Source organism: Flavobacterium faecale (assembly GCF_048320115.1).
In the GTDB taxonomy this organism is placed as follows: Bacteria; Bacteroidota; Bacteroidia; order Flavobacteriales; family Flavobacteriaceae; genus Flavobacterium; species Flavobacterium faecale_A.
This window is the reverse complement of the sequence record NZ_CP182943.1, coordinates 519,229-539,472: the sequence shown is the minus strand read 5'-3', so window position 1 is coordinate 539,472 and position 20,244 is coordinate 519,229. Positions and strand designations below refer to the sequence as shown.

Sequence of the window (20,244 nt, the reverse complement as noted above, 5' to 3'; positions counted from 1 at the left end):
AGGTAGCTTTTTTGTTTGTGTTTGAAACTTAGAACCTTTGTACCTAAGGAACTTTGTATTATCTTTGCACTTCAAAAAAGATAAAATTATGTTTGATAATTTAAGCGATAAACTGGACAAAGCCTTTCACATACTTAAAGGGCATGGAAAAATAACCGAAGTAAACGTTGCAGATACCTTGAAAGAAGTGCGTCGTGCCTTATTAGATGCCGATGTTAACTTTAAAATTGCCAAAGACTTTACTGCTAGAGTAAAAGAAAAAGCGATTGGTCAAGACGTGTTGACGACACTACAGCCGGGTCAGTTATTGGTTAAATTGGTTAAAGATGAATTGACCGAATTAATGGGGGGTGATGTTGCTGGAATCAATCTTTCGGGAGCGCCAACCGTAATCCTAATGTCAGGATTGCAAGGTTCTGGTAAAACGACTTTCTCTGGAAAGTTGGCGAATTATCTGCAAACAAAAAAGAATAAAAAACCACTATTAGTGGCATGTGATATCTACCGTCCTGCTGCAATCCAACAATTGTATGTAGTAGGAGATTCGATTGGTGTTGAGGTGTACTCAGAACCAGAAAATAAAAATCCAGTTGAAATAGCTCAAAACGCTATCAAGCATGCTAAAGCCAATGGCTTTAACGTGGTGATTGTCGATACCGCTGGTCGTTTGGCAGTAGATCAAGAAATGATGGACGAGATTGCTCGTGTACACGATGCAATTAAACCACAAGAGACCTTATTTGTTGTGGACTCGATGACGGGTCAAGATGCGGTGAATACTGCTAAGGCTTTTAATGATATCTTAAATTTTGATGGAGTTATCTTAACGAAGTTAGACGGAGATACTCGTGGTGGTGCGGCGTTGTCTATTAAAACAGTCGTTAACAAACCGATTAAATTTGTAGGTACAGGTGAAAAAATGGATGCTATTGATGTATTCTATCCGGTGCGTATGGCTGAACGTATCCTTGGAATGGGAGACGTTGTTTCGTTAGTGGAAAGAGCACAAGAGCAATTCAACGAAGAAGAAGCTAGAAAATTACAAAAGAAAATTGCTAAAAATGAATTTGGTTTTGACGATTTCCTAACTCAAATTCAGCAAGTAAAGAAAATGGGTAATATGAAAGACTTGGTCGGAATGATACCAGGTGCTTCAAAAGCCATGAAAGATGTAGAAATTGAAGACGATGCGTTCAAACATATCGAAGCCATTATCTACTCGATGACACCAATTGAAAGAAAAAAACCTGCAATAATTGATGTGAAACGCAAAGCCCGAATCGCGAAAGGTTCAGGAACCAAAGTGGAACAAGTAAATCAATTGATGAAACAGTTTGACCAAATGAGCAAAATGATGAAGATGATGCAAGGGCCAGGAGGTAAAAACCTAATGAAAATGATGGGTGGTATGAAAGGCGGAATGCCGGGAGGTATGCCAGGAATGAGATAATAATTAGTTCAAGGTTTAAAAGTTTAAATTAGTTTAAAGTTTTGAACTCCAATTTTTAATATTACCTTAATTGTTCTATGAAGTTTATTTTAAAATCATTCAAGATTTTAAACTTCTAAGCTTCTAAACTTTAAACAAAAAAACAATGCAAATACTAGACGGAAAAAAAACATCAGACGATATAAAAAACGAAATTGCTGCTGAAGTGCTGCAAATGAAAGCTAATGGAGAAAAAGTACCTCATTTAGCGGCTGTAATTGTAGGGAATGATGGTGCCAGTTTGACTTATGTAGGAAGCAAAGTACGTTCTTGCCAACAAATTGGTTTTGAATCTACCTTAGTGAGTATGCCAGATACAATTACAGAGCAAGAGTTGTTGGATAAAATCCACGAATTGAACACGGATGATAACCTAGACGGATTTATCGTTCAGTTGCCATTGCCTAAACATATCGATGAAGAAAAAATCCTTTTAGCTATCAACCCTGAAAAAGATGTAGATGGTTTTCATCCAACTAATTTTGGACGAATGGCACTAGAAATGGAAACATTCTTGCCTGCTACTCCGTTTGGAATTATGGAATTGTTAGAGCGTTACAAAGTAGAAACTTCAGGAAAACATACCGTTGTTATTGGTCGTAGCCATATTGTAGGTCGTCCTATGAGTATTTTGTTGAGCCGCAAAGGATATCCTGGAGATTCTACAGTTACTTTGGTGCACAGTAGAACCAAAAACTTGGCAGAATATACCAAAAATGCCGATATTATTGTTACGGCATTGGGAGTGCCAGAATTCTTAAAAGGAGATATGGTCAAAGACGGTGTTGTGATTATCGATGTGGGGATTACCAGAGTAGAAGACGCTTCAAATCCAAAAGGTTATGTGATTAAAGGGGATGTTGATTTTGCTGAGGTTAGCCCAAAATCATCGTTTATTACGCCAGTTCCAGGTGGTGTTGGTCCGATGACAATTGCTATGCTGTTAAAAAACACACTATTAGCTCGAAAAATAAGGGCTCGAAAGAATCAATAAATAATCAAACCTACTTTACGAGTAGGTTTTTTTTGATTAAGTAGGAGTAGGTTTTGATTTTAAACAAGGGAAAATTTTATTACTTAGATAATTTAGCTTTATATTTGGTAGGAAAAGAATGGTGAATTGTCATTCTGATTATTAACTTTAAAACTCTAAATAAAAATGCCAACAGCAGCTGTTTACACCTCGAATCCTCCAGGAATTGCACTTAGTAATGTAGAAGTAAAATTAAGTGGCCAAATTTCATTTTCAGAACCACGATCTAAAACTCCTTTGCCAGCTTTGGTGGAAGCTTGTAATAATCCAACCCATTCTGAAATATGTATTAGTGCAGTTGTTTTTATTGACGCGGCTCAGCCTGCCCCAACGCTTTCCGTAAATCAATTGTATGTGATTAGTAATGTAGGAACTCCTCAACTGCAGTTTTTTATCAGTTATGATTTGCCAGAAACAGAAGCTAAAAATTTTAAAGCTTATGAGGTGAATTTTGAAGCCAGTACAGAAGGACTTCCTGAAGGGGTGTCGCTAAGTATGGTTCATACTGTGGAAACTTTTTTATGGGATACAGATCCTGTTGCCTCTCGAGGGACAACAACCGTGGTGAATCAACCTTAATAAATTTTTGTTTTTTAAAATGATTAAAAAAATCTTTTTTTGCTTTTATTTATTACCGATCATTTTATTTTCTCAGGAAGAATCTACGGATTATTTGGTGGGAAAGGAAATGCAGAAAATAATTAAAATCTATCCTAAAGAAAAAGACTTTATAAAATCCCATTCTTTTTATATTAAAAAAGAGTGGGATTCTACTTTGTATTATACTGCTAGACATTTGGCACAGTCTAAAAATACGGGGTTAAATAATTATTCTCATTTTATGAGGGGAACTGCTTTTTATCAAAAAAAAATCTTTAAACAGGCACAATTAGAGTTGCTAAAGATTTCATCAGATTTTGTTTTTGCTCCAATTACCAAATATAGATTAGGTACTTCTTTAATCCAGCAAGAAAAATACAAAGAGGCTGTTCCCGTTTTTTTGGCTATTCAAAAAGATAGTACCAATCAATACTACTCTTATCTACATAAAGATAATTTAAATAGTTTAGGGGTATGTTATTTGCATTTGAAAAAGTTTGCTTTGTCAGAAGAATATTTGCTTAAATACGAGGAAATAGAAGAAAAAAATAAAGATTCGTTCAGGTTATTTATGCTTTATCAAAATTTGGGAACTTTGTATTATGAACAATATAAAGATGACAAAGCAATTCCATATTTTGAAAAAGCTTATCATTTGGCTCAGAACATAAAATCATTTACCACTAAAAAAGAAGCTGCATTAAATATGGCAGTTGTAGAAGAAAACCGCAATCGTTTATCTAAAGCTATTGCTTATCGTAAAGAGTTTGACCAATGGAAGGACTCTCTTAACGACCAAAATAAAGTGTGGGCGGTCGCTCAACTGGAAAAGAAATTTGCAGTCAAACAAAAGCAAAAAGAAGTAAACGTACTTACAGCTGAAAATAAAACGCGTTTAGCAGAGCGCAAAGGACTGTTGTCGTCAATGACATTAATGCTGTTGTTGTTAATTGGCGCTGCTTATTTTTACCGTCAAAAAATAAAACAAAATAAAATTATATCTGCACAAAAAGCCATTTTAGATGATTTGAATGCGACTAAAGACAAACTTTTTTCGATAGTAAGTCATGATTTGCGTTCTTCGGTAAATGCGCTAAAAAGCAGCAATAGTAAGCTTCAAAAAAATCTTTCTACAGGAGATTATTCAGCTTTACATAATCAGTTAGAGACCAATAGTGCTATTGCTAATGGAGCTTATAATTTACTGGATAATTTGTTAAACTGGGCGTTGCTTCAAACCCAACAATCTTTTTTTTATCAAGAATCGGCGCATTTATTATCCTTAGTGAATCAAGTTGCTTACAATTACGAACCCATTATGAAAAATAAAGGGATTGCATTTGAAAACAAAGTGAACAGTTCCGTTTTTGTTTTTGTCGATACCGATTCTTTTAAGATTATTCTACGCAATGTATTGGATAATGCGATTAAGTTTACCCCTGAAAACGGAACGGTAAAAGTATATTCGCAACCAGTTGAAGATGGTTGTGTTAGCCTTGTTGTTGAAGATTCAGGAACAGGCATGCCAGAAGAAAAACGTCTAGAATTGTTACAGCCTACCGTTTTGCTTTCTAAAAAAGGAAAAGAAGAAGGTGTAGGAACAGGATTGGGCATGCAGTTGTGTAAAAGTTTGATCGAAAGAAATGGCGGTAAATTTGATATTGAGTCGGTGATAAATGTGGGGACTAAGATGATAATACAATTTAGATTGCCTGGGGTTGCTGATTAATACTGGCTGTTTTTCTCTACTATTGACGTTTTGTAATAAATAACGGATTTGCAAATATTTAATGAAAACAAACCTCTAGCCTTTCTCAAGAAGGGAAATAGATGTAGAAATATTCAAATAAAGTCATTTTATATTGCGTGTTTTGAAAAAAAATATACCTCGAAATGAGTCATGGTAAATGCGTCAGTTTTTTAGACACGAATTACACAAATTAGCACAAATTTAGAAAAAGTGCGTTTGGGACTTTGACAAAGAGTTGCTAATTTTTTAAGACAAATTACACAAACTATAACGCAAGGTTCGCAAAGCTTTGTGTTCATTGCGTTTTTAAGGACAAGCTAAAATGATTCTTGGCGTCTCATGCGGTTAAAAATATTTTATTAGATAGAATTACAGAATTTTAAAAATTCAATTGCACTAATTTTTTTAAATCATTTTTTATCGAAAATTTAAATGAACGAATTTACGATATTTATAGATTGTTTTTTTTAACCAAAGCCCATAATTCCGCATTCTAATTAGTGAGAAGGCTAAAGTTTCTTTATATTTGTGACGCTTGGACAAGAAATGAATTCACTAAAATATGACGGATGAATACTATTAATGTGTTGGTTATTGAAGATACTCCTGCCGAGAGTGATGCTCTGGTAGAAGTACTATTAGAAAATAATTATGCCGTAGTAGGTGTGGCGAAAACGAATGCCGAAGCCTTAGAATTATTTTATAATAACCCTGTAGATATTGTGGTCATTGATGTTTTCTTGAATGGAAATCCAGACGGAATTAATTTTGCCGAAACGATTAATCTAGTTCCTAATGCATCCAAACCTTTTGTTTTTTTAACAAGTTCAAAGGACAGACAAATATTTGAACGGGCAAAACTCGCACAGCCTTTTAGTTTTTTAATGAAACCGTTTAATGAATTAGAAATACTCTATGCTTTAGAAATGGCTGTTGAAAAATTCTATAAGCAACCTAATGTTTTTTTAAGCGAAGATCAAAATACAGTCATCGCCGATGACTTCCTTTTTATAAAAAAGAATAAAACTTTAAAGAAAGTACTGCTTACATCTATTTTATATGTTGAGGTGGAGGATCGCTATTGTAATATTGTGACCGAGACGGAAAAGTTTGTAGTAATGATGTCGTTGACTAAAATCATGGAACTTTTAGATCCAAAGATTTTTAATCGTACCCACCGCAATTTCTTGGTGAATGTCGAAAAAATTATAGAGATTGTTCCCCAAGACAATTTGATTCTGTTGCAAAATAATCATAAAGTGTTGTTGAGTGACAAGTACAAAGACTTTGCAAATCAATTTCGCATTTTAAAATAGAAGTGCTACTACCATTTACGAATCCTTCATCAGTTGATGAGGGATTTTTTTTTGCTCTTTTTTGAAAATCTTATAACAAGAAATTGGTACTTCATGCCATTTTTATCCAAGTCTGCTTATGCTATGATTAATTTTATTCCAGTCAAATTAAAGAAACGATTTCAATTTTAAGATATAGCAAAGTGGAGTTCAGAAACCACTATAAAAAACGGGGAGGTATCCGAAAATCCTAAAGAGTAGGAAAACAAAAAATAATTATTATGTTAAATCAAGCCCCAGTTCAAGAAACAACATTAGTAGGAGGATGGTCAGCGTTTCATGCATTGACTCCACAAGATCAAGAGATTTTTAATCAAGCATTGAAAGGTTTTGTAGGTGTGAGTTATACGCCTACCGCAGTGTCTACTCAAATTGTTGCAGGAACAAACTACCGTTACAAATGCAATGCTTCTATGGCACCTTCAGAAGTGATTTGGGAAGCAATAGTTGAGATTTATGCTCCGCTAGAAGGTCAACCACATATAACCGGAATTGTAAGAATCTAATTTTTTCTTAGCTATAAGAATAAGGAATAGAATCATTTTAATGATTCTATTCCTCTTTGTATCAGTGTGTAAGATTAATTACATGTTAGCTCTGTGTGAAATTAGTGTTGTGCTTTTGTTTTTTATTTAAAAACAATTGATTATTCTTACTTTAATTGTGTATTTTTGACTTTTATCTATAAAAAACGTATTTAATCTACTGATGTTGATTTTAAAGAATGAAAAGATGTTTGGAACAAATCATAAGTATAATTGAAATTGTAGCAGTCGATTTTTAATTAAAAATATAGAAATGAAAGTAATGCTTATTGGTAATTTTCCAACATGTATAACAATATATCAATATTTATTAAAGTCTAATTTGTTGCAATCAGTTTGCTTTCAACAGTTGGATTATGAGGATGAAGTTTCGTTATATTGGAAAAACGGGATAAAAATGAGCGGTCTTTCTACTTTTGAAATCAACCAGTCTAATGTTAAAACGGATTTTAAAGTCTATTTAGAACAACAATCTGTGGATTTGGTTATTGTGTGTGGATTTGGCATCAAAATTCCAGTTGAAATTTTAGAGATACCACGCTATGGTTTTTTAAATATTCATTTTGGACAATTACCTCAAAATCGAGGTGGAGATCCTGTGTTTTGGACTTTAAAAAAGGGAGAAAAAGAAGCGTATGTAACGATACATAAAATTACCAGGGAATGGGATGCAGGACCTGTTTTGTTAGAATCTAAATCAGCTATAGTTTTAGGGGAAACTTACGGAATGGTTTTTTCTAAATTGAGTTTACAGTTAGGTGATTTGGTTTCTCAAGTAATAAAAAAAATAACGCAAGGAGTGAGTTATAAAGAGCAAATGACAGTAAATGCGGTTTACAATCCTAAGCCATCGGTAGAAGACACTACAATAGATTGGGAGTTACAAACTGCTACTGAAATTGAACAATTGGTCAATGCATGCAATCCCAAATTTGGAGGAGCGAGAACGTTTTATCAAGGAGGTGTGATTAAAATAATGGAAGTTACATCCATTAGGAATCAAGTAAGTAAAACATCAAAAACAAATGGGGAAATTGTACATGCTCACCCAACTGAAGGTCTTTTTGTGAATTGTATGGATGGACAAATATTACAAATTAATGTGATGAGTTCTGATGCAGGAGTACTTTCAGGTACAAAGTATGTCGCTTTAGGTGTTCAAACAGGGCACTGTTTTACAAGTAAATAATAAATTAATAATATTAAAATTTAAAAACTATGGATCCATTTATAGGAGAAATTAAAATGTTTGGGGGTAATTTTGCACCAAGAGGTTGGGCTTTCTGTGAAGGGCAAATTTTGCCTATTGCTCAGAATCAGGCTCTTTTTTCAATTTTAGGAACAATTTATGGAGGTGATGGTCGTGTATCATTTGCTTTACCCGATTTAAGAGGGAGAGTTTCCATGCATCCAGGTCAAGGACCAGGGTTGTCAGATTATAGACTTGGACAAAATGGAGGAGCAGAAATAAATATTTTGAATGTTGCTCAAATGCCCTCTCATAACCATATTGCAACTGGGACAATTAAAGCTTCAACTGCTGATGGAACGACAAATGACCCTGCAGGTAATGTTTTGGCAGCTGGGAAAACTGCTGTTGAAAGAGCTACTTTTGTAGATTCTAATATTTACACAGCGGCAGCAAATACAGCCATGGCTTCAAATGCTGTAAGTGTAACTGTAGGTAATAATGGAGGGAATCAACCTATTAATAATATGTCTCCTTATTTAACTGTAAATTATATTATTGCTTTAGAAGGAGTGTTTCCTTCTAGAAGTTAATTTTTTATAGACTAGACTAGCAATAAGAAAACTTCTGATTGTTATTCTAGTCTTTGTTTTTGAATGTATCCTATAATCATTGCATTTAAAATAATGTAACGTTTTATGTAATGACTTTAATAATGAATCCCAATAATTAAAAATTAAATACTATGAAAAAAATTACTCTTTTAGTTTCTATGTTTACTCTTATATTGCTTTTTTGTAGCAATTTGTCAGCTCAAACTACCTATTCTTTTACAGGTAGTGGAGGTGCAGATTCAGGAAATAATTCTGGTCATAAAATAATTACTACAAGCCCTACAGGTGCTAATATAGAAATTAGTAATAACATGCAATTCGAACCTAATCTGTTTTATCCTTCGGTGTCAGGAACAGGCTCTGTTACTTTTACTATAAAAGGAAATGGTGTTAATGTTGGGTCATTTGATGTTGTTGATATGATATGGGGGAATTTTACTGGTGCTTCAACATTGGAGCCTTCAGTTACCAAAATTATTTTTACTAAAAAAGATAATACTATGGTTACTTGGAATTCTTTAACGCCTACTTATCAGGCAGATGTTAGTTTTACTACGGCTAATCATTCCATATTGAATATTTTTACTGGAGCATCTACTGTAACAAATGTAGCCAAGATAGAAATTACTATCGATTTTAAGGGATCTGGTGGTATTAGTAATTTTGAGTTAAGAAATATCAGACTTGCAAATCTAACTGCTCCAGCATCATTAGGAGTTAATGATTTTAAACCAAATAATCAATTTGTTATTTCTCCAAATCCAGCTAATGATATACTAAATATAGGCTCACAAATTGTAGGTGATTTTGAAATTTGTAATGTTTTAGGTCAGGTTGTAAAAACGGTTTCAATTGTTGAAGGCGCTAATCCTGTTACTGTTTCAGAATTGAATGATGGTATTTATTTTGTTAAATCAAAAAATAATGCTTTACCGTCACAAAAAATAATTATTAAGCACTAATTGTTTTTAACTTTAAAAAACAAAAGACTGTCTTCGGGCAGTCTTTGTTGTTTAAAATAATAGCATCATAAAACAACCTTATGACATTCAATAAGGCTCTTGTGACATGTTTTTGATAACAGCTATTTTTATGAAGTAGTTTTAAAGTATTAAATCACTTTAAGATGAAAAAATACTTTCTAAAACTACATTTGATATCCGCTTCTTTGTCTGAAATGGGTGTATTGGTTAAGGTTAATGTTTTAAGTACAATTGTATTATTGATTGTCTTTTTTGTCCTTTCAATTGAGTTTTTGTTGATGACCTAAAAAAAGGTTAAGCTTCTCTCAGTCGCATTTGCTTAGCAATGGTTTCTTCTAGGTGTTTTAAAACAATAGGTTTGGTTACAAAATCGTCCATGCCATTAGCAATTGCTTTGATTTTGTCTTCGTCAAAGGCACTTGCAGTCACGGCAATGATAGGGATATTTTTTATTTTGTATTTCATTGACTCGTGAATTTTTTTCGTGGCTTCAAATCCATCCATTTCTGGCATGTGTAAATCCATGAAAATGATATCGTATTCATTTTGATTAAATAGAGTAACGGCTTCTTTTCCGTTATTAGCAATGTCTGTTGGTATGCCTAACTTGTCTAATAATTTCCGCAATACCTTTTGATTAATAATGTTGTCTTCAACAATTAAAGCTTTATGAACTGTTATATCTTGTACAGGATTAGCAATTGGATCAATATTTTCAATAAGTATTGAATTGTTGTTTAGTTTAAAGGGTATGTCAAAGCTAAAACTGGAGCCGCCTTCTTCTAGGGAAATAATATTTAATTTACTTCCTCCCATTAGTAAAATCAGTTGATTTGAAATGGTCAAGCCAAGTCCTGTTCCGCCGTATTTTCTAGTAGTGGTTAAATCCGCTTGTTCGAAGGCCAGGAGTAGTTGTTCAGTTTTTTTAGCATCAATGCCAATGCCTGAATCCATGACTTTGAAGTTCAAATATTGAAGATTGTCTTTTTTTTGAACCAATTGCACTTCTAGCTTGACTACTCCCTCAGAAGTAAATTTTATTGCATTGTCTAATAAATTAATCAAAACCTGTTGTAGTCTTAAATTGTCACAAAGAATGTTGTTAATGATGGCGTCGTCAAAATTAAAATCTAAGGCAATATTTTTATCCTTGATACGGTATTCAAACAGCCGAATTAATTTTGATAGTTCTTTTTTTAAATGGATAGGATGTTCTTCCAGTTTCATTTTGCCAGCTTCCATTTTAGAATGGTCTAATATCATATTGACAATTCCTATAAGGTGGTCGGCACTATGTTCAGCAATTTCGATATACTCTGATTGTTCGCTGTTTAAAGGACTTGTTTTTAAAATGTTTAACATCCCAATGACCCCATTCAAGGGCGATCGGATTTCGTGACTCATATTAGCGAGAAATTGCGTTTTAAATTTCGCGGTATTATGGGCAGCTTCTGTCGTTTTATGTAGCGATTCTAAATTTTCGGTTAGTTGTTCTTTTAGAACATTGTAACTTTTTAGTAAAAAATCTACTTCTTTGATAGAAGATTGGTGTGCAATGCTTGCTGTGTTTTTTTTGAAGTTCGAAAGAATAAAATTAGAAATATCCAAAGAAAGCAATTTGATGTCTTTGGTGAAATATTTAGAAATATACAAACATAATAGTAAAGCAATCACAATCATTAAAAATGTTTGTCCTAATTGGAAATAAAACAGAACTGTTTTTAGATGGTTGATTCTGTTTTCGTTATGATTGATTATTTGTTGGAATAAATTTTCTATTTCGTCGTGCAATCGGTTTGCTTTCCCATTCAAACCCTGGTTTTGATTGTCTCCTAAAATACCACCTAGTAAAACTAGATTTTCAAAGTGGCTCCTGTAGGCTTTGATGGTTTTTTTGGTTTGTGTGTCTATTTCATCAGCAGCAATGGTGCTGTTATAAAGGTCTTCAAATTTTTGGATATACGCTTTTTCAGAACGCAATAAAAAGTCCTTTTCATGGCGTCGAAATTGCAAAATGATGGAGCTTTTTAATTTTTTTTCCTTTTCTAATAAATGTGCTTTTTCACGCATTTTGCCTTCAATTCCGTAATCTTTAAAACCACGAATTAAGGCTATTTTTTTGTATTCATGAATGGTAGCGGTGAGGCTATCTAGTTTTGTAAATAATTTAAAAGTATCTTCTTGATTTATTTCAATGTTGAGATCCTTGGATTCCTTATAGATTAAATCAACTTCTTGCCGTTGTTTTTTTAAATTAGAAATGTATTGTTTGAGGTCTTTTTGATTCTGTTGAATATAAAAATCTTTCTCTTTGTACCCGTAGAGTAAAAAAGTTTGAAATCTTTTTATATTGGTGCTGAAGTCTTGAGAAACACGATAAGATTTATAGCTAAAATCATTTAGATGGTCGATTTTACGGTCAATGGCAAGGTAAAATAGAAACCAAATAATGATTAAAATAATCATTATTGTGAACGATAAAAAGATTTGAATTCTAAAATCACGAACATTTGGAAGTGAAAATTTCAATTGCGACATATTAAATTATGTACGCAAAATTATGTGGATGCTATAGATAATAGATTAAAAGAATTCGAAGAAAAGGTTAACGAATTGTTTTCAGCTTTTAAAATGCAAATGCTGAGACAGTTGGAAATTGGACTGCAAAAAAGAAAAACAGAGCTTTCCTTTTTTGTAGTCCTATAGAGCTGTTACTCTTTAATAATCCCCACGTTTTCTGAATCTCGGATCATTTTTCTTGATGAATTCTGTTCTCCTATTGGTAGGTTCTATTTTGGGTAAGCTGGCCTCTTCTGTTTTACTCGAAGGTTCAATTAATTCGTTAAGTTCTTTGATTTCGGCATCGGTCAAATCGCGGTAGCGGCCTAGAGGAATATCTAACGAGATGTTAATAATCCGAATACGTTTCAAAGCGGTAACTTCGTAACCTAAATATTCACACATACGACGAATTTGACGATTCAACCCTTGAGTCAAAATGATTTTAAAGGTGTATTTCGAAATTTGTTCCACCTTGCATTTTCGCGTAACGGTATCCAGAATTGGGACACCATTGCCCATGCGTTCGATAAATCTATCGGTAATGGGTTTGTTTACAGTAACGGTATATTCTTTTTCGTGGTTGTTTCGAGCGCGGAGAATTTTATTGACAATATCTCCATCATTAGTCATAAAAATTAACCCTTCACTGGCTTTGTCTAGTCGTCCAATTGGGAAAATACGTTTGGGGTAATTGATGTAATCTACAATGTTATTTTGTACTTCTAAGTTTGTCGTACATTCAATACCCACAGGTTTATTGAAAGCAAGGTAAACTGGTTTTTCCCGACTTTCCCGAATCAATTTGCCGTCAATACGTACTTCGTCATCAGGAGCTACTTTGGTTCCTAATTCTGGAACAGTGCCATTAATAGTAACTCTCCCTTGTTCAATGTATTTGTCGGCTTCACGTCGAGAACAGAATCCTGTTTCGCCAATGAATTTATTGAGTCTTTTTAGATTATCTTCCATTGTGCAAAAATAACAAAATTAGTTCGATCCTAAACTACGACTGTTGAAAATGAAAGTGAATCAACTTTTAAAAAAGTGTTTTTTATTCGGTTTCAAATAAAAAAGCGATTACTTGCTGGTATAAGTCTTCGTCGTGCAAGGCATGACCTAATCCTTCTGTTTGTATAAAAACAGCATTTTCCCAAGCAGTTGCGATTTTTTTTCCTTCGTCAAAAAGGACAATGGTGTCGTGGATGTCGTGGGCAATAAGTCCTTTAGTTTTGATTTTAGAAGCAAAATGTTTCGCTGTAAATTGGTCTAATTCTTTTTGAAATACCGTAGCGTATTTTGCTTCTAATCCTTTGATAATGGAGGATTTTAAACTTAGTAAATCGGTGTAATTGTAAAGAATGGTTTTGAATTCATCAGGTGCTCCTAAGATCACGGTCTTTTCGATAGAATGGTTTTCGTAATGGGCTTGGTAGTACAAACTTGCTTTACCGCCAAAAGAGTGACCAATAAGATATTTAGGGTGGTATTCTTGAACAAGTACGTTTATCCATTCACCGTATTTAGGGATAGAGAATTCTTTTCCACCCGAAAGACCATGTGCTGGAGCATCTAAAGCAATAATAGTACAGCCTGTTGCTTGAAGATAAGGTAAGGTTTTTTTCCATCTGGAGGAGTTGCTTTCCCATCCGTGTACGAGTAAAATGACTGTGTCGTTGCCTTTCCAGGTATAAGTAGCAATGGATTCTCCTTGGTAAGAGATGGATTTAAAAATCGCTTTAGAAAGTGTTTTAGGAAGTTTATCAGGAGATAACTTGCCTTTTCGGGGTTGGCTAAAAAGGTCAAAAGCCTTTTGGTTTGCTTTTTGAGGGAAAGCAAAACTTAATAAGTTAAGGTATAATCCTATGGACTTGGTAAAAATAAAATAGAATACTTTTTTCATGAAAAAAAGCCACGCTTTGAGGCGTGGCTTATATTGATTTTAGAAAGTGGCAAATAAATTTTCCATTTTTTCTTTTTCTTCTTCAGCAAGTGAACTGTCAACTAAGATTCTTCCAGAATGCTCATCAGTGATGATTTTCTTTCTTGAAGCAATTTCAACCTGTGTTTGTGGTGGAATTGTAAAGAAAGAACCAGCAGAAGCACCTCTTTCGATTGAAACTACTGCTAATCCGTTACGAACACTTGAACGTATACGGTCATAAGCAGCCAAAAGGCGTGGCTCAATTTGAGCTCTAAATTCTTCTGATTTTTCTAATAAGAACGCTTCTTCTTTAGCTGTTTCAGATAAAATAGAATCTAATTCTGCTTTTTTATGTTTTAAGTGGTTTGATTTCAATTCTAATCTTTCTTTAGATTGAGCAATCACCTCTTTTTTATGTTCGATTGAAGCTTTCATTTCTTTGATTTGCTTTTCAGCCAATTGAATTTCAAGTTCTTGAAATTCTACTTCTTTAGTCAAAGAGTTGAATTCTCGGTTGTTACGAACCGTTTCTTGTTGTTTGGTGTATTTTTTTATAGACTCTTTATGGTCGTCAATAGCAATCTTCTTTGCTTTGATTTGGTCCTCAATAACCTCAAGATCACTTTTTAATTTTTCAGAACGTGTAGTTAAGCCTGCTACTTCATCTTCTAAATCCTCTACCTCTAGAGGAAGTTCTCCTCTCACGTTTCTAATTTCGTCAATTCTAGAGTCGATTAATTGTAAATCATAAATCGCTCTTAACTTTTCCTCAACGCTTAATTCTTTCGTATTCGTCATATTCTATAAGTACTTAACTGGATTTGTATTTTCTTCAGATAAAATGATTGCAAAATTAAGGATTTTTTTTCTAAGATACTCAACAATATAGTTTTTTGTATAACGTTCTGATTCAAAATGTCCAATATCTGCCAAAATTAGTTGGTTCTCGGCTTCATAATATTGATGATACTTTAAATCAGCGGTCAAGAAAGCATCCGCTCCAGCTGATATTGCTTGCTTGATAGCAAAACTTCCTGAACCACCTAAGACGGCTACTTTTTTAATTTCTTTGCCTAATAAAGCGGAATGGCGAATACCGTCAGCTTGCATTTTATATTTTACAAAAAGCAAGAATTCATTTTCGCTCATTGGTTTTTCTAATTCGCCAATCATCCCTAGACCAATGTTCTGATGTTTGTTTTGGGTGTCGTAAATTTCATAAGCCACTTCTTCATACACATGATTACTGAATAATGCTTTGAGTATTTTAGTTTCTAAGTGCTTTTCAAAAGTTACTTCAATCTTAATTTCGTCACTTTCAACAAATTCAAATCGAGCGCCAATCTCGGGACTACTATGCTCATTGCCCATATAAGTTCCGATTCCTTTGCTATTGAAACTGCAATTTTCATAGTTGCCAATATTGCCAGCACCAGCGTCAAACAAGGCGTTTCGCAGTTTTTCTACATTTTCGAGAATGGTGTAGGTGACTAGTTTTTTGATGTAGTTTGATTTCGGGATTAAAACTTTGGTGTTTAAAAGTCCCAATGCCTCACAAAATATTTTATTGACACCTTCGCTATGGTTGTCCAATGCAGTATGCACGGCATAAATTGCGATATCATTTTTGATAGCTTTGATAACGGCACGTTCTACATAGTTTTTACCTGTAATTTTTTTAAGTCCCGAAAAAAGTATTGGATGAAAGCAGACTACTAAATTACAATTTTTGGAAATTGCTTCTTCAATCACAGTTTCAAGAGCATCATGACAAACCAAAACACCAGTGGCTTCTGCATTAGCATCACCTACTAGCAAACCTACATTGTCAAAATCTTCGGCATAACCAAGTGGCGCCATCTCTTCGAGTACAGAAAGGATTTTTTGTATTTTCATTATTTTTATACTTTTTAAGGCTTGAAACAATTTATTTCAAAGATAATTTATTCTACTTTCGTAATATGAAATTGGTACGAAAAATATTTTTCCCGTTTGCTTTAATTTATGGGCTAATTACTGCTGTTAGGAATTTCCTTTTTGACAAAGGAATTTTAAAATCTACTTCTTTTGATTTAGCTGTTATTGCTGTTGGGAATTTGAGTGTTGGTGGAACAGGAAAAACGCCTCAAATTGAATATTTAGTTCGAATGCTTTGTGATTCTTATAAAGTAGCCACTTTGAGTAGAGGTTATAAAAGACAATCCAAAGGTTTTGTATTGGCGAATGAAAACGCCAATGCTTTGATTTTAGGAGACGAACCCTTTCAGTATTATCAAAAATTTCCAAAAATTCAAGTAGCAGTAGATGCCAATCGAACGAACGGTATTGAACAATTACTTTCGCAAAAAACAAAACCTGAAATCATTCTGCTTGACGACGCGTTTCAACACCGTAAAGTACAAGCAGGCTTGTATATTTTATTGACGGCCTATGGCGATTTGTATGCAGATGATTTTATGTTGCCCATGGGGAATTTGCGTGAAAGTAGGACTGGTGGCAAAAGAGCCAAAATTGTGGTAGTCACTAAATGTCCAGCTACACTTTCAGTTGAAGAACAAAACCAGATTGCCAATAAACTCAATTTAGCTTCCAGTCAAGAATTGTACTTTTCAACTATCCAATATGATTCTGTGGTATATGGAATATCAAATCAAATTGATGTAGAATCACTGAAAACTCAAGAAAAGGTCTTATTAGCTGGAATCGCAAAACCTAAACCATTCTTTGAATATTTGAAAAATGAAAGAGATATTTGTTTGACCTTCCCCGATCACCATCATTTTTCGGATAATGATTTGCGTTCGATTCAGGATAAAGCTAAAGGAAAAAACATCATCACAACCGAAAAAGATTATGTGCGTTTGAAAGATAGTATTCTGCAGGAACAGCTCTATTATTTGCCTATTCAAAGTCGATTATTGGCGAATGCTGATCCATTTGAAAATTCCGTTTTAGCATTTGTAAAGAGCTATAAGTAAATTTTACTACTTATTCTGAAAAAAAAATCAACCTTGTCAGTTATTAGGCAAGGTTGATTTTTTTTGTATCATAACTATTGAGAGTAAATCTGCAGAATCTATTGTCTGCACAAAATTTTTTCACCCAAACGCTGTTTTACAACTTAAATCCGTAAGCCAAACGCAAAGCGATTTGATTGGTGTCGTATTCGGTGTATCCTTCGTAGCGTAAACTTACGTCAATGTATTTGGTTGCATAGCCAATTCCTGGTGCAAACAAATAAGTGTGTTGATTGGATTTGTTTGTTACTGCAAAAGCACCTCCAACTTCTCCTAAAACATAAAATTGATCTTCCCAAACAAAAGCCTTGAATCCTGCTTTTACTGGAACAATGCCAAGGTCTTTACGGTCGTTACTCACAAATAAGTTGGTAAAACCGGTGGTTAAAATCAAAGATGTTTTTTTGGATAAATCGTATTGTAATCGGGCATCGGCACCAAGGGCGTAGTTGTAGAAGTCTTCATTGGTAGGGACTCCGGCATTTAATCCAAATCCTAAACGAAAACCTTGGTCGTAATCTGGAGTTGTTTTTTGTTGTGCAAAAGTAGTTGCACTTAATAATAAAGCAAACACGGCTAAAGTTGTGTTTTTAAAATTTAAAGTCATTTTCATAATTTCTATTTTGATTAATAATTTTAAGATTAGCTGAATGAATCTTCTAGGCAAATGTATTGCATTGTTTAAAAGCAGTGTTATAGGATTTATGCGGATTGTTATATAATTTTTAGATGAGTAAAAGGAGGCTAAATCATTTCCTAATGATATAATGTTAATAGTTAATGAAATTAAAAGCTTCTGCTTACCTTTGCGCTCTCAAAAAAAACACAATTGAATTTATCTACTTACACCCAAGAATTTTCATATAATTTCAAATTAGCTTATCCTATTATTATTGGAATGTTAGGTCATACCATCGTTGGAATTGTTGATAATGTGATGGTGGGTCATATTGGTGCCACTGAATTAGCAGCTGCTTCCTTGGCCAATAGTTTGGTTTTTGTTGCCATGTCATTGGGAATAGGATTTTCAACAGCTATTACACCCATGGCCGCTGCAGCTGATGGAAAAAAAGACATTTCAGAAGGGAGAACGGCTTTTCATCATGGATTGTATTTGTGTTCTATATTAGGGATAGTGCTTTTTGGATTACTATTGATTGTAAAGCCTTTTATGAACCTGATGGGGCAACCAGAGAATGTGGTTGTTTTAGCCAAACCATTTCTGGATGTTATTGCTTTTTCCTTGGTGCCTTTAATCGTATTTCAAGGGTATAAGCAATTTGCCGACGGGATGAGTGAGACTAAATATTCGATGTGGGCAACTTTATGGGGTAACGTGATAAATGTAGTGTTGAATTATGTTTTAATTTACGGATTTTGGATTTTTCCCGAATTGGGTTTTATGGGGGCTGCTGTAGGAACCTTGGTCTCTCGATTTGTGATGCTGGTTTATTTGCATTACAAAATGAAGAATAATGCCAAATTCCATCCTTTTTTTGAAGGTTTTTCAATAAAAAAGATTCAGAGAGCTGTTAATGTTGAAATTATCAAGCTTGGTGCGCCATCGGCCATGCAAATGTTTTTTGAAGTTGGATTGTTTACAGGTGCCGTTTGGTTATCTGGTCGATTGGGAATTGCCAATCAGGCGGCAAACCAAATTGCGTTAAGTCTGGCTTCCTTCACGTTTATGTTTGCCATGGGATTGAGTGTTGCGGCAACGATTAGAGTAGGAAACCAAAAAGGGTTGAAAGATTATAAAAGACTCCGTATTGTGGCTTTGTCTATATTTTTGTTAGCCATTTTACTCGAAATGTTCTTTGCAGTTTTCTTTGTGCTGTTTCACGATTATTTGCCCAATTGGTTCGTGGATAATGACAGCTTAACAGATCTTGTTCAAAATACAGAGGTTTTACAAATTGCATCGAATTTGTTACTTGTAGCTGCTGTTTTTCAAATTTCGGACGGAATTCAAGTAGTGATGTTAGGTGCTTTGAGAGGATTGCAAGATGTAAAGATACCCATGTATATTACTTTTGTCGCTTATTGGGTAGTAGGTTTCCCTATTTGTATTTGGTTGGGTTTGTATACCGAGTTAAGAGCAATCGGAATTTGGTTAGGACTTTTGGCGGGATTAACAACAGCCGCTTTATTTTTGTATCTTCGCTTCAATCATTTGACTAAAAAGTTGATTGTAAATCAATAAGTGAAATGAAGTTTTAATCTCCTTAAATAGTATAATATGGTAGCATTTATCTTGATAGGCATCGTCTTAATAATCGTGAGTTATTCTGTCAATGCTAATCCTGGTCCTTTGACTAAATTTTCGAATGTTTTCAGAATTATTGGTTTTTTATTGGCCTTGGTTGGTGTTTTTGCTACCGCTTTTCAGCAGGTTGATGCGGGGAAAGTAGGTGTCAAGTCTTTGTATGGAAATGTATACCCTGATATTTTGGAAAGTGGCTTGCATCTGATAAATCCCTTATTGGACGTCACTATTTTTGATGTGCAAACTCAAAATTACACCATGTCTGCTGATCACGCAGAAGGTGCCCAAGAGGGAGATGATGCCATTCGCGTTTTGTCTAATGATGGACTTGAAGTGGTGATTGATTTGACGGTTTTGTATAAAGTGATGCCTACTGATGCTCCCAAGATTTTAAAAGGACTTGGTGTTAATTATATCGATAAAATTGTGCGTCCTGTGACTAGAACGCGTATTCGGGACAACGCTGTTTATTATGATGCTGTAGCATTGTATTCTACTAAAAGGAATGAGTTTCAAAATCGGATTTTTAAAAGTATTGAAGCTGATTTTAAGCAAAGAGGTTTGATTTTGGAGCAGTTGTTGATTCGAAATATCAACTTACCCGCATCGGTTAAAACAACAATCGAAAGTAAAATCAATGCGGAACAAGATGCGCAAAAAATGCAATTTGTGCTCCAGAAAGAAAAACAAGAGGCGGAACGTAAAAGAGTGGAAGCACAAGGTATCGCTGATTACCAAAGGATTATTTCATTGGGTCTAACCGATAAACAATTGCAATACGAAACTATAAAAGCACAAAAAGAATTAGCAGCTTCGCCTAATACCAAAATTATTTTTATGAACGGTAAAGGTGGTGCGCCGATTATATTGTCAGATAAATAATTAAGGATTTAAGATTAAGGATTCAGGATTTTTTATTT

Annotated in this window: 19 protein-coding genes; 13 read left to right on the top strand and 6 right to left on the bottom strand. The window is 34.1% G+C overall.

Translation table 11 applies throughout. The features are described from left to right. Nucleotides 1–88 precede the first annotated feature (88 nt). The 10 genes from ffh (at nucleotide 89) to ACNH59_RS02050 (ending at nucleotide 9,845) form a co-directional block, all read left to right on the top strand. A complete protein-coding gene (gene ffh, locus ACNH59_RS02095) occupies nucleotides 89–1,450 on the top strand; it encodes a signal recognition particle protein (RefSeq protein WP_418263806.1) in 1,362 nt (453 codons plus the stop codon). A gap of 145 nt (nucleotides 1,451–1,595) precedes the next feature. Next, the gene (locus ACNH59_RS02090) at nucleotides 1,596–2,483 is read left to right on the top strand and encodes a bifunctional 5,10-methylenetetrahydrofolate dehydrogenase/5,10-methenyltetrahydrofolate cyclohydrolase (protein ID WP_418263805.1); all 888 of its coding nucleotides are present in this window, start codon (nucleotides 1,596–1,598) and stop codon (nucleotides 2,481–2,483) included. 165 nt (nucleotides 2,484–2,648) lie between these two features. Beyond that, a complete protein-coding gene (locus tag ACNH59_RS02085) occupies nucleotides 2,649–3,101 on the top strand; it encodes a hypothetical protein (RefSeq protein ID WP_418263804.1) in 453 nt (150 codons plus the stop codon). A gap of 109 nt (nucleotides 3,102–3,210) precedes the next feature. Beyond that, entirely contained in the window at nucleotides 3,211–4,851 is a 1,641-nt protein-coding gene (locus tag ACNH59_RS02080) for an ATP-binding protein (protein WP_418263803.1), read from the top strand. A gap of 590 nt (nucleotides 4,852–5,441) precedes the next feature. Further along, nucleotides 5,442–6,188: a LytR/AlgR family response regulator transcription factor gene (locus ACNH59_RS02075; RefSeq protein ID WP_418263802.1), complete on the top strand. Its 747-nt coding sequence runs from the start codon at nucleotides 5,442–5,444 to the stop codon at nucleotides 6,186–6,188. Nucleotides 6,189–6,448: 260 nt separating this feature from the next. Further along, nucleotides 6,449–6,733, top strand: a complete 285-nt coding sequence (locus ACNH59_RS02070) for a hypothetical protein (RefSeq protein ID WP_418263801.1) — start codon at nucleotides 6,449–6,451, stop codon at nucleotides 6,731–6,733. Between the two features lie 292 nt (nucleotides 6,734–7,025). Next, a complete protein-coding gene (locus ACNH59_RS02065; RefSeq protein WP_418263800.1) occupies nucleotides 7,026–7,961 on the top strand; it encodes a methionyl-tRNA formyltransferase in 936 nt (311 codons plus the stop codon). A 29-nt stretch (nucleotides 7,962–7,990) separates the two neighbouring features. Next, nucleotides 7,991–8,554: a phage tail protein gene (locus ACNH59_RS02060; RefSeq protein WP_418263799.1), complete on the top strand. Its 564-nt coding sequence runs from the start codon at nucleotides 7,991–7,993 to the stop codon at nucleotides 8,552–8,554. A 152-nt stretch (nucleotides 8,555–8,706) separates the two neighbouring features. Then, the gene (locus tag ACNH59_RS02055; RefSeq protein ID WP_418263798.1) at nucleotides 8,707–9,537 is read left to right on the top strand and encodes a T9SS type A sorting domain-containing protein; all 831 of its coding nucleotides are present in this window, start codon (nucleotides 8,707–8,709) and stop codon (nucleotides 9,535–9,537) included. Nucleotides 9,538–9,701: 164 nt separating this feature from the next. Continuing rightward, nucleotides 9,702–9,845, top strand: coding sequence for a hypothetical protein (locus ACNH59_RS02050; protein ID WP_418263797.1), 144 nt, complete (start codon nucleotides 9,702–9,704; stop codon nucleotides 9,843–9,845). A 7-nt stretch (nucleotides 9,846–9,852) separates the two neighbouring features. Here the strand turns inward: ACNH59_RS02050 and ACNH59_RS02045 are convergent, their stop codons facing one another. From ACNH59_RS02045 to ACNH59_RS02025, 5 genes are all read right to left on the bottom strand, one after another. Then, nucleotides 9,853–12,087 carry a response regulator gene (locus ACNH59_RS02045; protein WP_418263796.1) on the bottom strand — a complete coding sequence of 745 codons (2,235 nt, stop codon included), beginning with the start codon at nucleotides 12,085–12,087 and terminating at the stop codon, nucleotides 9,853–9,855. 189 nt (nucleotides 12,088–12,276) lie between these two features. Then, nucleotides 12,277–13,089, bottom strand: a complete 813-nt coding sequence (gene rluF / locus ACNH59_RS02040) for a 23S rRNA pseudouridine(2604) synthase RluF (protein ID WP_418263795.1) — start codon at nucleotides 13,087–13,089, stop codon at nucleotides 12,277–12,279. An 82-nt stretch (nucleotides 13,090–13,171) separates the two neighbouring features. Further along, a complete protein-coding gene (locus ACNH59_RS02035) occupies nucleotides 13,172–14,020 on the bottom strand; it encodes an alpha/beta hydrolase (RefSeq protein WP_418263794.1) in 849 nt (282 codons plus the stop codon). A gap of 39 nt (nucleotides 14,021–14,059) precedes the next feature. Continuing rightward, a complete protein-coding gene (locus ACNH59_RS02030; RefSeq protein ID WP_418263793.1) occupies nucleotides 14,060–14,839 on the bottom strand; it encodes a zinc ribbon domain-containing protein in 780 nt (259 codons plus the stop codon). 3 nt (nucleotides 14,840–14,842) lie between these two features. Beyond that, the gene (locus ACNH59_RS02025) at nucleotides 14,843–15,937 is read right to left on the bottom strand and encodes a Nif3-like dinuclear metal center hexameric protein (protein WP_418263792.1); all 1,095 of its coding nucleotides are present in this window, start codon (nucleotides 15,935–15,937) and stop codon (nucleotides 14,843–14,845) included. Nucleotides 15,938–16,002: 65 nt separating this feature from the next. Here ACNH59_RS02025 and lpxK point away from each other — a divergent pair, with 65 nt between their 5' ends. Then, nucleotides 16,003–17,019 (top strand): tetraacyldisaccharide 4'-kinase, encoded by a 1,017-nt coding sequence (lpxK, locus tag ACNH59_RS02020; protein ID WP_418263791.1) that lies wholly within the window; start codon nucleotides 16,003–16,005, stop codon nucleotides 17,017–17,019. Nucleotides 17,020–17,155: 136 nt separating this feature from the next. Here lpxK and ACNH59_RS02015 read toward each other — a convergent pair whose 3' ends face one another. Further along, the gene (locus ACNH59_RS02015; protein ID WP_418263790.1) at nucleotides 17,156–17,671 is read right to left on the bottom strand and encodes a hypothetical protein; all 516 of its coding nucleotides are present in this window, start codon (nucleotides 17,669–17,671) and stop codon (nucleotides 17,156–17,158) included. A 216-nt stretch (nucleotides 17,672–17,887) separates the two neighbouring features. On the opposite strand from ACNH59_RS02015, the gene ACNH59_RS02010 reads away from it, so the two are divergent. Both ACNH59_RS02010 and ACNH59_RS02005 read left to right on the top strand, forming a co-directional pair. Next, nucleotides 17,888–19,261 carry an MATE family efflux transporter gene (locus tag ACNH59_RS02010; RefSeq protein WP_418263789.1) on the top strand — a complete coding sequence of 458 codons (1,374 nt, stop codon included), beginning with the start codon at nucleotides 17,888–17,890 and terminating at the stop codon, nucleotides 19,259–19,261. Nucleotides 19,262–19,297: 36 nt separating this feature from the next. Continuing rightward, complete coding sequence (locus tag ACNH59_RS02005; RefSeq protein WP_418263788.1) at nucleotides 19,298–20,206, top strand: prohibitin family protein; 909 nt, start codon at nucleotides 19,298–19,300, stop codon at nucleotides 20,204–20,206. Nucleotides 20,207–20,244 lie beyond the last annotated feature (38 nt).

What these genes read in the sequence shown, in the direction of transcription:
- ACNH59_RS02070 (WP_418263801.1), top strand. Translation starts at nt 6,449, where the DNA reads ATGTTAAATCAAGCCCCAGTTCAAGAAACAACATTAGTAGGAGGATGG.
- lpxK (WP_418263791.1), top strand. Translation starts at nt 16,003, where the DNA reads ATGAAATTGGTACGAAAAATATTTTTCCCGTTTGCTTTAATTTATGGG.
- ACNH59_RS02060 (WP_418263799.1), top strand. Translation starts at nt 7,991, where the DNA reads ATGGATCCATTTATAGGAGAAATTAAAATGTTTGGGGGTAATTTTGCA.
- ACNH59_RS02080 (WP_418263803.1), top strand. Translation starts at nt 3,211, where the DNA reads ATGCAGAAAATAATTAAAATCTATCCTAAAGAAAAAGACTTTATAAAA.
- ACNH59_RS02025 (WP_418263792.1), bottom strand. Translation starts at nt 15,937, where the DNA reads ATGAAAATACAAAAAATCCTTTCTGTACTCGAAGAGATGGCGCCACTT.
- ACNH59_RS02030 (WP_418263793.1), bottom strand. Translation starts at nt 14,839, where the DNA reads ATGACGAATACGAAAGAATTAAGCGTTGAGGAAAAGTTAAGAGCGATT.
- ACNH59_RS02035 (WP_418263794.1), bottom strand. Translation starts at nt 14,020, where the DNA reads ATGAAAAAAGTATTCTATTTTATTTTTACCAAGTCCATAGGATTATAC.
- ACNH59_RS02085 (WP_418263804.1), top strand. Translation starts at nt 2,649, where the DNA reads ATGCCAACAGCAGCTGTTTACACCTCGAATCCTCCAGGAATTGCACTT.
- ACNH59_RS02015 (WP_418263790.1), bottom strand. Translation starts at nt 17,671, where the DNA reads ATGAAAATGACTTTAAATTTTAAAAACACAACTTTAGCCGTGTTTGCT.
- ACNH59_RS02090 (WP_418263805.1), top strand. Translation starts at nt 1,596, where the DNA reads ATGCAAATACTAGACGGAAAAAAAACATCAGACGATATAAAAAACGAA.
- ACNH59_RS02050 (WP_418263797.1), top strand. Translation starts at nt 9,702, where the DNA reads ATGAAAAAATACTTTCTAAAACTACATTTGATATCCGCTTCTTTGTCT.
- rluF (WP_418263795.1), bottom strand. Translation starts at nt 13,089, where the DNA reads ATGGAAGATAATCTAAAAAGACTCAATAAATTCATTGGCGAAACAGGA.
- ACNH59_RS02005 (WP_418263788.1), top strand. Translation starts at nt 19,298, where the DNA reads ATGGTAGCATTTATCTTGATAGGCATCGTCTTAATAATCGTGAGTTAT.
- ACNH59_RS02075 (WP_418263802.1), top strand. Translation starts at nt 5,442, where the DNA reads ATGAATACTATTAATGTGTTGGTTATTGAAGATACTCCTGCCGAGAGT.
- ffh (WP_418263806.1), top strand. Translation starts at nt 89, where the DNA reads ATGTTTGATAATTTAAGCGATAAACTGGACAAAGCCTTTCACATACTT.
- ACNH59_RS02065 (WP_418263800.1), top strand. Translation starts at nt 7,026, where the DNA reads ATGAAAGTAATGCTTATTGGTAATTTTCCAACATGTATAACAATATAT.
- ACNH59_RS02055 (WP_418263798.1), top strand. Translation starts at nt 8,707, where the DNA reads ATGAAAAAAATTACTCTTTTAGTTTCTATGTTTACTCTTATATTGCTT.